11 protein-coding genes and 2 pseudogenes are annotated in these 12,827 nt (G+C 62.4%); 4 read left to right on the top strand and 9 right to left on the bottom strand.

Going from position 1 to position 12,827, the window contains the following annotated elements:
* Window positions 1–125: 125 nt before the first annotated feature.
* Window positions 126–1,088: a thioredoxin-disulfide reductase gene (gene trxB, locus HU750_RS18895; protein ID WP_027594430.1), complete on the bottom strand. Its 963-nt coding sequence runs from the start codon at window positions 1,086–1,088 to the stop codon at window positions 126–128.
* A 329-nt stretch (window positions 1,089–1,417) separates the two neighbouring features.
* Here trxB and cysZ point away from each other — a divergent pair, with 329 nt between their 5' ends.
* Window positions 1,418–2,146: a sulfate transporter CysZ gene (gene cysZ / locus HU750_RS18890; protein ID WP_027594431.1), complete on the top strand. Its 729-nt coding sequence runs from the start codon at window positions 1,418–1,420 to the stop codon at window positions 2,144–2,146.
* Between the two features lie 113 nt (window positions 2,147–2,259).
* Here cysZ and HU750_RS27610 read toward each other — a convergent pair.
* Window positions 2,260–2,685, bottom strand: a pseudogene (locus HU750_RS27610) (methyl-accepting chemotaxis protein); the annotation flags it as partial.
* Between the two features lie 114 nt (window positions 2,686–2,799).
* Window positions 2,800–3,486, bottom strand: a pseudogene (locus HU750_RS27605) (PAS domain-containing protein); the annotation flags it as partial.
* A 268-nt stretch (window positions 3,487–3,754) separates the two neighbouring features.
* Between HU750_RS27605 and HU750_RS18880 the strand changes: the two are divergent.
* Window positions 3,755–4,972, top strand: a complete 1,218-nt coding sequence (locus HU750_RS18880) for a glycosyltransferase family 4 protein (protein WP_186681756.1) — start codon at window positions 3,755–3,757, stop codon at window positions 4,970–4,972.
* A 27-nt stretch (window positions 4,973–4,999) separates the two neighbouring features.
* Here HU750_RS18880 and HU750_RS18875 read toward each other — a convergent pair whose 3' ends face one another.
* A complete protein-coding gene (locus tag HU750_RS18875) occupies window positions 5,000–5,482 on the bottom strand; it encodes a glutathione peroxidase (protein ID WP_027594434.1) in 483 nt (160 codons plus the stop codon).
* Between the two features lie 145 nt (window positions 5,483–5,627).
* Window positions 5,628–6,113: an FKBP-type peptidyl-prolyl cis-trans isomerase gene (locus HU750_RS18870; protein ID WP_027594435.1), complete on the bottom strand. Its 486-nt coding sequence runs from the start codon at window positions 6,111–6,113 to the stop codon at window positions 5,628–5,630.
* Between HU750_RS18870 and HU750_RS18865 the strand changes: the two genes are divergently transcribed.
* A complete protein-coding gene (locus HU750_RS18865; RefSeq protein WP_027594436.1) occupies window positions 6,112–6,414 on the top strand; it encodes a DUF3565 domain-containing protein in 303 nt (100 codons plus the stop codon). The two genes, HU750_RS18870 and HU750_RS18865, sit on opposite strands and share 2 nt — an antisense overlap.
* 32 nt (window positions 6,415–6,446) lie before the next feature.
* On the top strand, window positions 6,447–8,534 hold the full coding sequence (pta, locus tag HU750_RS18860) for a phosphate acetyltransferase (RefSeq protein ID WP_027594437.1): 2,088 nt from the start codon (window positions 6,447–6,449) through the stop codon (window positions 8,532–8,534).
* Between the two features lie 125 nt (window positions 8,535–8,659).
* Here the strand turns inward: pta and HU750_RS18855 are convergent, their stop codons facing one another.
* From HU750_RS18855 to HU750_RS18840, 4 genes are all read right to left on the bottom strand, one after another.
* Complete coding sequence (locus HU750_RS18855) at window positions 8,660–9,370, bottom strand: YiaD family glycine zipper/OmpA-like lipoprotein (RefSeq protein WP_027594438.1); 711 nt, start codon at window positions 9,368–9,370, stop codon at window positions 8,660–8,662.
* A 109-nt stretch (window positions 9,371–9,479) separates the two neighbouring features.
* Window positions 9,480–10,124, bottom strand: coding sequence for an MBL fold metallo-hydrolase (locus tag HU750_RS18850; protein ID WP_085274096.1), 645 nt, complete (start codon window positions 10,122–10,124; stop codon window positions 9,480–9,482).
* A gap of 390 nt (window positions 10,125–10,514) precedes the next feature.
* On the bottom strand, window positions 10,515–11,207 hold the full coding sequence (locus HU750_RS18845; protein WP_027594440.1) for a sensor histidine kinase: 693 nt from the start codon (window positions 11,205–11,207) through the stop codon (window positions 10,515–10,517).
* A complete protein-coding gene (locus tag HU750_RS18840; RefSeq protein WP_027594441.1) occupies window positions 11,204–12,811 on the bottom strand; it encodes a tetratricopeptide repeat-containing response regulator in 1,608 nt (535 codons plus the stop codon). Before HU750_RS18840 ends, HU750_RS18845 begins: the two co-directional genes overlap by 4 nt.
* Window positions 12,812–12,827 lie beyond the last annotated feature (16 nt).

Here is a 12,827-nt window from a genome sequence, read left to right as displayed (position 1 = left end):
ACCGCAGGCTTGAGTGATGTGCGCCCCCTGTGGGAGCGGGTTTACCCGCGAAGAGGCCCGCACAGGCGCAGCAGATCTCAGGTATAAAAAAACCGGCCAGATGGCCGGTTTTTTTCGGGCGTGGATCAGAACGCGGCGTTGGCCAGGCCGTCCAGGTAGCGCTCGACGTCCAATGCGGCCATGCAGCCTGCACCGGCCGAGGTAATGGCCTGACGGTAAACGTGGTCGGCCACGTCGCCCGCAGCGAACACACCTTCGACGTTGGTGGCAGTGGCGTTGCCTTCGCGGCCGCCGTTGACCACCAGGTAGCCGTCCTTGAGGGTCAACTGGCCTTCGAACAGCGAGGTGTTCGGGGTGTGGCCAATGGCGATGAACACGCCGTCGACCTTGATTTCTTCGCTGCTGCCATCGTTATTCTTCAGGCGCGCACCGGTCACGCCCATGTTGTCACCCAGCACTTCGTCCAGGGTGGCATTGAGCTTGAGCTCGATCTTGCCTTCGGCCACACGGGCGTTCAGCTTGTCGACCAGGATCTTCTCGGCGCGGAAGGTCTCGCGGCGGTGAACCAGGGTCACTTTGCTGGCGATGTTGGCCAGGTACAGGGCCTCTTCAACGGCAGTGTTGCCGCCGCCGACGACTGCTACCGGCTTGTTGCGGTAGAAGAAGCCGTCACAGGTAGCGCAGGCCGAAACGCCCTTGCCCATGAAGGTTTCTTCCGACGGCAGGCCCAGGTAACGAGCGCTGGCGCCGGTGGCAACGATCAGTGCGTCGCAGGTGTAGGTGCCACTGTCACCCTGGAGGGTGAACGGCTTGTTGGCCAGGTCGACAGCGTTGATGTGGTCGAAGACGATCTCGGTCTCGAAGCGCTCGGCGTGCTCTTGCATGCGCTGCATCAGGGCTGGGCCGGTCAGGCCATGGGGGTCGCCCGGCCAGTTGTCGACTTCGGTGGTGGTGGTCAGCTGGCCACCGGCCTGCATGCCAGTGATCAGCAGCGGCTTGAGGTTGGCACGGGCGGCATAGACTGCGGCGCTGTAACCGGCAGGGCCGGAACCGAGGATGATGACGCGCGAATGACGTACTTCAGACATGTCGAACTCCTGTCGAGCCGGCCGCACGGGGCCAGCATCGGTGTGCCGGCGGTGCCAGCTGGAATTTAAAAAGGACCCACGCAACCTTGGGGAAGGCTACAACGCGTCGATCCAAAACCTAAAAGTTGAGCGCACTGTAGCGAGGTCGCAAAGATTAAGGAAATATCCTTCGACAATCCACCTCATAGGCATCGTCTATCCAGCAATTTCATTCACGAAAATCGCCCTGACGCTTTTGTTACAGCCGGTTTCGCCAACATCGCCCGCCTTTCGTCGGCGCGACAAACTCGGTAAGGTCAGCGCGTTTTCCTTCTGTTCGGAGTGTCTCGATGCAAGCCCCTGTCCTCTCTGGCCCCCAGTACCTGCGCGAAGGCCTGAAACTGGTGCTGAGCCCGAACCTGCGGTTGTTCGTGCTGTTGCCCCTGGCGGTCAACCTGCTACTGTTTGGTGGCCTGATCTACTTTGCCGGCCATCAGTTCAGTGTCTGGGTCGACGCCCTGATGCCAACCCTGCCCAGCTGGTTGAGCTTCCTCACCTACATTCTGTGGCCACTGTTCGTCGCCTTGGTGGTGCTGATGGTGTTCTTCACCTTCACCCTGGTGGCCAACGTCATTGCGGCGCCGTTCAACGGTTTTCTGGCCGAGAAGGTCGAAGTGGTGGTGCGCGGCCAAGACAACTTCCCTGCCTTCAGCTGGGCCGAGCTGGTGGCCATGGTGCCGCGTACCTTTGGCCGCGAGATGCGCAAGCTGGGCTACTTCCTGCCACGGGCCATCGGCCTGTTCATCCTGTCGCTGATCCCGGTGGTCAACGTGGTCGCCGCGCCGCTATGGCTGATCTTTGGTGTGTGGATGATGGCTATCCAGTACATCGACTACCCGGCGGACAACAACAAGATGAGCTGGCAGGACATGCTGGCCTGGTTGCGCCAGAAGCGCTGGCAATCACTGGGCTTTGGCGGCATCACCTACCTGGCGCTGATGGTGCCGGTGGTGAACGTACTGATGATGCCGGCCGCGGTGGCGGGGGCTACGTTGTTCTGGGTGCGTGAACGCGACTAAATCCAAGCGCAGCCCTGTGTAGGAGCAGCCTTGCGCTGCGAAGAGGCCAGTACTGAACAATACCTATCTGTGGCTAGTACTGGCCGCTTCGCAGCACAAGGCTGCTCCCACCGTCATTGACCGAGCCGGCTGGAAAACTGCCCCACTACATCCACCACTCGCTTCGCCCCCTCCTGGATTTCGACGATCACGTTGCCGGTTTCATCGGCCAACGACAGCCCCTGCTCCGCCTGACGCTTGCTGGTGTCGATGATCGCCACCGCAGCCTGGGCCAATTGCTCGTTCTGCTGCACCACCCGAGCAATCTCCTCGGTGGCCGTGCTGGTACGCGAGGCCAGCTGGCGCACTTCGTCGGCGACCACGGCAAAACCACGCCCCTGCTCGCCCGCCCGGGCCGCCTCGATGGCAGCGTTGAGCGCCAGCAAGTTGGTCTGCCCGGCAATGTCACTGATGGTCTTGATGATCGAGCCGATCACCCGCGACTGGGTGTCCAACGCCTGAATGCCCTCGGCGGCCTCTTGCATCGACGACTCCAGGCCACGCATGACGTTTACCGTCTGCGTGACTACGTCGGTGGCCTTGCGCGCACTGGCGTCAGTGCTCAGCGAGGTGTTGAAGGCGATGTCCGCCGCCTCGGCAACCGCCTGCTCCTGGTTGACCTGGTCGGTTATCACGGTGGCGAACTTGACCACTTTGTACAGCACATCATGGGCGTCGAAGATCGGGTTGTAGGACGCTTCCAGCCAGATTACCCGGCCATGGGCATCGATACGCTTGAAGCGCTCAGCCACGTATTCGCCACGGCGCAGCTTGTCCCAGAACGCCTGATAACCCGACGAATTGGCCTCTTCGGGTTCGCAGAAAATACGGTGATGCTTGCCGCGGATCTGCTCTAGGCGATAACCGACCGACGTCAGAAACCGTTCGTTGGCGGTCAGGATGGTGCCATCAAGGCCAAATTCGATGACTGCGGTAGAGCGCATCAGGGCCTTGATCAGGCTTTCGTGCTCACGGGAGGTCTCGATGGTGCGGGTGAGGTCGCTCGAGTGCAGGGTGAAATACTTGATGCGCCCTTCGCTGTTCTTGACCGGCTGCAGAATCGAGCGCAACCAGGCTTCCTGGCCATTGCCGCGCAGCAGGCGGAATGCCCCGTTGAGGTGCTCGCCCCGGCTGATTGCGCTTTTCATGCGTTGGTAGAAGTCGAGCGACTTCACGTGGGCCGGGACAATGTCCTCGAGTTTGCGTCCAAGCAATTGGTCGGCACGGTAGAGCATCTCGCTCTCGAAGTTGCCGTTGACCATCTCGATCCGTCCCTGGGGGTCGAGTTGGAGCACCAGCATCTCGCTGTCGAGGCTGCACTTGACCTGTTCGACCGACAGCAGGTCTTCGCGCAATTGCTGGATTTCTTGCTTGAGCTTGTTGTTGAACATTACCGCTCTCCTGGAGCGCAGCACGTAATCGAATGCATCTTCATCGGCTGCCACTGCTAGGTTCTTGAGCGCCGCCCACGCAAATATTCACACAATTGAAACAGCCGGCAATCAGGCGTCATTTGTACGTCACAAGGCCGTCACATCGGCGCAATGATGCGAGCGGAAACTTTTTGTCATGAATACACCCGCCCTACGCATCACCCTCGTCAGCGAAACCTTCCCCCCCGAGATCAATGGTGTCGCCAACACCCTTGGCCGCCTCAGCGAAGGGTTGCGCCAACGCGGGCATGACATCGAGATCGTCCGCCCCCGCCAAGCCGGCGAAGAGCCTGTGCACAACGATCCGCAGCTGATGCTGTGCCGCGGTTGGGCGTTGCCCGGCTACCCCGGCCTGCAATGGGGCGAAGTGTCGATGCACCGGCTGTTGCGGCGTTGGCGCAGGCAGCGACCGGACGTGCTGTACATCGCCACCGAGGGGCCTTTGGGGTTGAGCGCATTGCGTGCGGCACGGCGCCTGGGGGTGCCGGTGGTCAGCGGGTTCCATACCAACTTCCCGCAGTATTCCGGCCAGTACGGCTTGGGCTTGCTGGCACGCCTGCTCACCCATTACCTGCGCTGGTTCCATCGCCGCACGGCAGTCACCCTGGTGCCCAGCGTCAGCCAGCGCCTGGAGCTGGAGCGTCGTGGTTTCGAGCGCCTGGACCTGTTGGCCCGTGGCGTCGACGCCTGCCTGTTCAACCCGGCCCGGCGCAGCCAGGCGCTGCGCGAAAGCTGGGGGATCGGGCCGGACGATATCGCCGTGCTGCATGTCGGCCGGCTGGCGGCGGAAAAAAACCTAGGGGTACTGCGACCGTGCCTGGATGCCCTGCAGAAGACTTATCCACACAAGCGCTTGCGCCTGATCGTGGTCGGTGACGGCCCACAGCGCGCCACCTTGCAGCAGCAAGTGCCTGATGCCGTGTTCTGTGGTGCCCAGCGGGGCGAGGTGCTGGCCGAGCACTATGCCAGCGGTGACCTGTTCCTGTTCCCGAGCCTGACCGAAACCTTTGGCAACGTGGTGCTCGAAGGCATGGCCTCAGGCTTGGCGGTGGTCGCCTATGATGAGGCAGCGGCTGCCCAGCACATTCGGCATGGCCATAGCGGTGCGTTGGCGATGCCCGGCGACCAGGCGGCCTTCATCGATGCCGCTTGCTGGCTACTGGAAGAGGAAGAAACCCTGCGCCGGGTGCGCCTGAACGCACGGCAGCACGCCAGCCGACAGGGCTGGCCGGCGATTGTCGAGCAGTTCGAAACCTACCTGTGCAGTGCTTGCAAACAACGCACAGGCGACACGCAAAAAGCTTCAGGTGCTGCACTGGCGATCAAGCCAGGTTCGACAGCGCATCGCGGCTGACCTTCAGCCGCCGCGCGCGCCCATACTTCAGCCCAGCGCCTTCTCGATGGCCTGAACCACGGCTGGATCATCCGGCGCAGTGCGCGGCGAGAAACGCGCCAGCACGCGCCCATCCTTGCCCACCAGAAACTTTTCGAAGTTCCAGGTGATGTCGCCTGGGAACTCAGCACCTTCCCCCGCCAGCAGGCGATACAGCGAATGGCGGTGCGCCCCGTTGACCTCAAGCTTGGCGCCCAGCGGGAAGCTGACACCATAGTTGAGGCTGCAGAACTCCTGGATCTCTTTCTCGCTGCCGGGCTCCTGGCCGGCAAACTGGTTGCACGGCAGCCCCAAAACGCTGAAGCCTTTGCCCTTGAATTGCTGATGCAGCGTCTCCAGCGAAGCGTATTGCGGCGTCAGGCCACACTTGGAGGCAACATTGACCACCAGCACCACTTGGCCCTTGAACGGTGCGAGGGGCAGTTCCCCGCCGTTCAGCGCCTCCAATTTCAGGTCGTGAAAAGCACTCATGATGTAATCCCCTCTCAGGTTCCCGATGGCCGCAGGGCGAAATCCGCCCAATAAAAAAGCGCTCGTCCAAGCCGTCCACCTCCCGTTGGGAAGGCAAATCGGCTTGCCCGAGCGCCTGGCGACTCTCTGAGCTTAGCGCAGAAAATCAGTGGTGATGGCCACCTTCACCGTGGATGTGACGGTGCGCGATTTCTTCTTCGCTGGCGTCACGCACGTCGACAACCTTGACCTGGAAGGTCAGGCGCTGGCCGGCCAGCGGGTGGTTGCCGTCAACGGTGACGTCGTCGCCGTCGATGTCGCGAATGGTGACGATCTGCATCTGGCCATCCGGCGCCGACGCGTGGAACTGCATGCCGACTTCCAGCTCGTCGACGCCTTCGAACAGGCTGCGGTTCAGGGTGCTGACCAGCTCGGCCAGGTATTCACCGTAGGCCTCTTCTGGCTCGATGGAAACGTTCAACTCGTCACCGGCCTGCTTGCCTTCCAGGGCCTTTTCCAGGCCCGGGATGATGTTGCCGGCACCGTGCAGGTAAACCAGCGGCGCGCCACCGGCGGAGCTGTCGATGGTCTCCCCGGCGTCGTTGGTCAGGGTATAGTCGATGGAGACAGCCTTGTTGGCGGCGATCAGCATGGGGCAAGACCTTTTGCAAAAGTATGTAGAGCGGACAAGTGTAACCAAGCCATCGCCCGATTGCGAACGCGCCTCGGCCGAGGAACAGCCCATCAGTCGGATCACCGGCTTCCATCAGGACGAAGAAGGCCACTGGGTGGTCGAGTTGTCGTGCGGCCACACCCAGCACCTTCGTCACCAACCGCCCTGGCAAGCGCGCCCTTGGGTGCTCGATGCCGAGCAGCGCCAACAACGCATCGGCGAGGCTTTCGCGTGTGGCTGGTGTGCACAGGCAGCCGATAGCGCTACCCTTGGCCGTTGATTCCTTGCACCGCTTTAATTCGAGAAGCACGCATGCAAACTTTTTTCATAGCGCCGACCGACTTTGGTGTCGGCCTGACGTCGATCAGCCTCGGCCTGGTGCGCACCCTTGAGCGCGCAGGCCTGAAGGTCGGCTTTTTCAAGCCGATCGCCCAGCCCCACCCAGGTGACACCGGCCCGGAACGCTCCACCGAACTGGTCGCACGCACCCACGGCATCAAACCGCCCATGCCGCTGAGCCTGGCCCACGTCGAGCGCATGCTCGGCGATGGCCAGCTGGACGAGTTGCTGGAGGAAATCATCCGCCTCTACCAGCAAGCCTGCATCGGCAATGACGTGGTCGTGGTCGAAGGCATGGTGCCTACCCGCCACGCCAGTTACGCGGCGCGGGTCAACCTGCACCTGGCCAAGAGCCTGGATGCCGAGGTGATACTGGTTTCGGCGCCCGAAAACGAGGTACTCAGCGAGCTGTCCGGCCGCGTCGAACTGCAGGCCCAGCTGTTCGGCGGCCCCCGCGACCCGAAAGTGCTCGGGGTGATCCTCAACAAGGTGCGCACCGACGAAAGCATGGCGGACTTCGCCACCCGCCTGCGCGAACACTCGCCACTTCTGCGCGGCAACGACTTCCGCCTGCTCGGCTGCATCCCTTACCAGCCCGAGCTGAATGCCCCACGCACCCGCGACGTGGCCGACCTGCTGGGGGCCCAAGTGCTCAACGCGGGCGATTACGAGCAGCGGCGCATGAGCAAGATCATCATTTGTGCGCGCACGGTGGCCAACACCGTGCCGCTGCTCACCCCTGGCACCTTGGTGGTGACCCCGGGTGACCGCGACGACATCATCCTTGCCGTAAGCCTGGCGGCGATCAATGGCGTGCCCCTGGCCGGCCTGCTGCTGACCAGCGACAGCAAGCCCGACGCACGCATCCTCGGCTTGTGCCGCGGCGCCTTGCAGGCCGGCCTGCCGATTCTGTCGGTGAGTACGGGTTCGTACGACACGGCCAACCAGCTCAATTCGCTGAACCGCGAGATCCCGGTGGATGACCGCGAGCGTGCCGAATTCATCACCGACTTTGTCGCCAGCCACCTCGACGCTGCCTGGTTGCACCAGCGCTGCGGCACACCACGCGAGTTGCGCCTGTCGCCTGCGGTGTTCCGCTACCAACTGATCCAGCGCGCGCAACAGGCCAACAAACGCATTGTCCTGCCAGAAGGCGCCGAACCGCTGCTGGTACAGGCGGCGGCGATCTGCCAGGCCCGTGGCATTGCGCGTTGCGTGCTGCTGGCCAAGCCGGAAGAAGTCGAAGCGGTCGCCCGTGCGCAGGGCATTACCTTGCCTGCGGACCTGGAGATACTCGACCCTGAGTTGATTCGCGGGCGCTATGTCGAACCGATGGTCAACCTGCGCAAGAGCAAGAACCTTAACGCCCCGATGGCCGAGCAGCAGTTGGAAGACCCGGTGGTGATCGGCACCATGATGCTTGCCCTGGATGAGGTCGACGGCCTGGTGTCGGGCCTGGTGCACTCTACCGCCAACACCATCCGCCCTGCCCTGCAATTGATCAAGACCGCGCCAGGTGCCAGCCTGGTGTCCTCGGTATTCTTCATGCTGTTCCCCGAGCAGGTGCTGGTGTACGGCGACTGCGTGATGAACCCTCACCCAAGTGCCGCTGAACTGGCAGAAATTGCCCAGCAGAGCGCCGAATCGGCACACACCTTCGGCATCGCGCCGCGGGTGGCGATGATCAGTTATTCAAGCGATTCGGCGAGCGATGAAGAAGTCGACAAGGTGCGTGAAGCGACACGCTTGGCGCAGGGCGCCGCGCACGATCTGCTGATCGATGGACCCTTGCAGTATGACGCGGCGGCCAACCCGGCCATTGCCCGCGAGCTGGCACCAAACAGCCCGGTTGCCGGGCGTGCCACGGTGTTCGTGTTCCCTGATCTGAATACCGGCAACACCACGCACAAAGCGGTGCAGCGCAGCGCCGATGGGGTCAGCCTGGGGCCGATGCTGCAGGGTTTGCGTAAGCCGGTGAACGATTTGCCGCGGGGGGCTCAGGTGGATGACATCGTGCATACCATCGCCCTGACGGCAATCCAGGCCAGCGTCGTACGCTGAATCCAGGGGCTGCTGTGCAGCCCAATCGCCGGCAAGCCGGCTCCCACAGGACTTAAGACCCACACGGTCATGTGGGAGTCGGCTTGCCGGCGATTGGGCCGCACAGCGGCCCCTGTGGTGTGGCCTTACTGCTGAACTTGGCCCTGGTCATACTGCTGGCCAGGAATCGGCTTCAGGTTGACCTCGACACGACGGTTCTGCGCACGGCCGTTAGCATCGGCATTGCTGGCGATCGGCTGGTCCGGGCCCATGCCACGTGCCGAAATACGCGAAGCATCGACACCCTGCGAAGTCAGGTAGGTGCTGACCGCTTGCGCACGGCGCTGGGACAGGTCCATGTTGTGCTGGCGGCTGCCGGTGCTGTCGGTGAAGCCAACCACTTCGATGGTGTTCTGGTTGAACTGCTTGAACGAGCCGGCCAGGTTGTTCAGCGGCGAGTAGAAGCTAGGCGCGATGTTGGCCGAGTCGGTGGCGAAGGTGATGTTGCCGGGCATGATCAGCTTGATCTGGTCACCCTGGCGCTGCACTTCGACGCCGGTATTGGCCATTTGCGCGCGCAGTTCGGCTTCCTGCTTGTCGGCGTAGTAGCCGTAACCTGCGGCGGCGGCACCCACTGCGGCAGCGCCGATCAGTGCGCCTTTACCGCGGTTGTTGTGGTCGATGGCGGCGCCGGCGATGGCACCGGCCAGCGCGCCCAGGCCGCCGTACTTGGCGGTCTTGCTCATCCCCGTGGAGCCCTGCGCCTGACCCTGGTTGTCGTACGGGTTCTGGCTGGCGCAGCCCGTCATCAGGGCGGCGGCGGTTGCGACGATAATCAGACGACGCATGGTGAACATGGACAAGCTCCTACTGAAATTCATAAATGCGGCAGACCGCGAATGGATCTATGCCAGCCTTGGATTGCCCAGACGGCAAAAAATTCCATGAACACCTTTTCATGCAGGTTCATGCCCGCACGAACGGGTTCTCGCGCATCTCGTCACCCAAGCGGGTGTCTGGCCCGTGGCCGGTGACCACGATGGCCTCTTCATCCAGCCGGTACAGCCGCTCCTTGATCGAACGAACGATAGCCCGCTGATCGCCACCCCACAAATCGGTGCGGCCAATACCGCGACGGAACAGGGTGTCGCCGGCAATCAGCAGCTTGGCATCGGCAAACCAGAAACTCATCGAACCCGGCGTGTGCCCTGGGGTGTGCAAAGCCACGCCACAACCACAGGCCAGCGCCTCGTCATCACTCAACCAGCGGTCTGGCGGCGGCACCGGGGTGTAGGGCACGCCGAACATCTGGCATTGCATCTCCAGGTTGTCCCACAGCGACTGGTCGTCCTTGTGCAGGTGCAGCGTCGCGCCGGTCAGCTCCTTGAGCTTGCCCGAGGCGAGGAAGTGATCGAAGTGCGCGTGGGTGTGGATGATGCTCACCAGGGTCAAGCCATGGGCCTGCAGGCGCGCGAGGATCTTGTCCGGGTCACCGCCTGGGTCGACGACGATGGCCTTTTTGGTCAATGGGTCGCCGATCAAGGTGCAGTTGCACTGTAGGGGACCTACGGGGAAGGTTTCGCGGATGAGGGTGGGTGGGGCTTGGTTCATTGTGTATCTCAATAACATTGAGGATCTCACTCGCCTTCAAGTCGAGGTGGCTCCTGGTGGTTTACAAGATATTGCGCTGTGCCTGCCAGGTGCAAGACTGGCGGTATTGGATGTTTTCGAAATCGAGCGCCGCCCGCGCGGCGCTTCGCAGCACAAGGCTGCTCCTACACCTGTTTCGGGCCAGTGAGGCCTGTAATGTTGGCGCGCGACCGCCTTTGTTGATTCGACACGATATTGAGGTGGGCGGTCAGGGGCCACGCGCTAATGGCTCAGGAATAATTGGCCCGAAACAGGTGTAGGAGCAGCCTTGTGCTGCGAAGCGCCGCGCGGGCGGCGCTCGATCTCATAGGCGCCTCGGAACCGTGTCCTGCACCCACTTGCCATGCTGTTTTACGGCAAGAACAACCTGAACAACCCGCCCCCCAGCGCCCCGCCATTGGAAATTTCAATCCGCCCCCTCACCCCATCGCTCTCATGCAGCGCCGCGATCCGCGCAGCGAAATACAGGCCCAGGCCCGTACTGCCACTGTGTGAATCGATGCCCTGGATGAACTCTTCCTGGCGCTCGAGCATGCGCTGTGGATAACCCGGGCCGTCATCGTTGACGCAGATGACCAGTTGATTCGCCTCTTCCTCGATGCTGATCAACAACGCATGCCCGGCAAACCGGGTGGCGTTGGTGATCACGTTGGCGATCACCGATGCCACCAGCTCTCGGTCGAAGAAGCCCAGCGGGTTGTCGGTGTCGATGCGCCAGGTGGCGAGGATGTCGTTGTGCTTGAGCACTTCTTGGTGGGCCGCCAGTTGGGCTTCGATGAAGTCATCCAGCTCATGGTAGTCCGGGCATACCGGCAGCTGGTTCACGCCCAGTTTGTACAACCCCAGCAGTTGCACCAGCATACCGTTGAGGTGCCGGAACTCATGTTCCATCACCCCTTGCTCGGTGCCGCCGCGCAACTCTTCAGGTAAGCGCGCCAGCCACTGGTCATGGGACTGAATCAGCGCGGACAGGGAGTTCTTGAGGTCGTGCACGGTGGAGGCGATCACCGTGGAAAAATCCAGCCCCTGATTGTCTTGATTCATGCGCCGAACACTCGGATGTGCAGTTTGCCATAGCGGTCATAGCGGTTGTCGCTGGCAGGGATACCGGCCACGCTGGTCAAGGCGTCGCGGCATTCCTGCATGATCGCAGGCTGTGGGTCATCCCCCCCGATGCGCAGCAGCGCCTGGGCGGTGTTGAGGGCGATGCTGATGTTCTTGGGTTGCAAGGCCAAGGCCTTGCGGAACAACTGCAGCGCTTCGTCGAGCTGACCTCCCTGGTAACTACGCACTCCCTGGCGGTTGAGGGTGACGGCCTCGGTGATCGCATTGAGCACCGCCGGATCATCCGTCAGCTTGGCCACCCTCTGCATCACTTTGGGGTCGTCGCCGTAACTTTCAACGCAGCTTTTGAGCACGCCGAGCGCGGCCGCTTCCTGCCCTGACGCCTGCAGCTGAGCCGCCACCGTCAACGCGGCATCGACCGAGAAAAACTGCTCCATCTTGTCCAGACGCTGCATGGCCTGCTCGGTGAGCTTGGCGGCCGTCTCGGCATCGCCGGCTTGCTGCAGGCTGGCGGCCTTCATCATGCGGGCGCGTACCTGCAAGCCCTGATCTTCAGGGTATTCCTTGGCCACTTCACTGAGCACGGTGTTGATCTCGACGCGGGTACGGGCGTCGAGGCCAAAACCTGCGTTCTTGTTCATCAGCGCCTGAACCAGGCCAAGGTTGTTCTCGGCATCCTTGTAGCGCGAGCTCTGCCCCTGGTTCACGGCATGGCGGAACGCCTTGGAGGCACTTTCGAAATCTTCGTTGCCCAGCGCCAGCTTGCCCAGCGTGGACTGCCGGCGTACCGACAGCGGCGACAGGCGCACCGCCTCTTCCAGCATGTTCTGGGCGCGCTTGGTCTCGCCCTGCGCCACCAGCACTTCAGCCATACCGTCGTACAGGCCCGGCATGATCGGGAAGGCCTTCAGGGCCTGTTCATACACACCCTGGGCCTGGGCATTCTGGCCACGCTTGTGCATCAAGCTGCCCAGCGCCGAATACACCCACGGCTGCGGGCGGCTGGCGAGAATGGCCTTGAGAAACTTTTCCAGCTCGTCGAAGCGATTGAGCCCGCGCAGGGCATCGGCGCGGTAGCGCAGGCACAGGGGCGCGAAACGCGGGTCCTTCTTGCACAGCTCGGCACACGCTGCCAGCACTTCGGCCGGGCGGCCGCGGTCCAGCGCCTGGAGGATCGGCTTGAGCAAGGTCTTGCGCTGGAACAGCTTCTCGACGCGCTGGGCCAGGCCCACCCGGTTGAACGGCTTGGTCAGGTAGGCATCGGGCTCATGCTCGATGGCACTGAGGACGATGGCCTGGCTGCTCTCGGCGGTCACCATGATGAACACGCATTCATGGCTGATGTGCTTGTCGAGGATCAGGTCCTCAAGCACCTGCTGGCCGTTCTTCTTGCCGTCGCCCAGGTGGAAATCCTGCAGGATGAAGTCATAACGCTTCTGCGCACACATGCGCAGCGCCTGCTCGCCGCTGTCGGCCGTGTCCACGTCGCGCACACCCAGTTCGCGCAACATGGAACGGGTCGACGTACGAAAGTCGGTAAAGTCGTCGACGATCAGAAAGCTCTTTTGCCCGTACTGCAGCATCAACACGACCTGTATT

The organism is Pseudomonas sp. SWRI50 (assembly GCF_014269095.1).
GTDB classification, from domain to species: Bacteria; Pseudomonadota; Gammaproteobacteria; order Pseudomonadales; family Pseudomonadaceae; genus Aquipseudomonas; species Aquipseudomonas kermanshahensis.
Note: the sequence above shows the minus strand (reverse complement) of the source record. Positions and strands in the feature narration are given on the sequence as shown.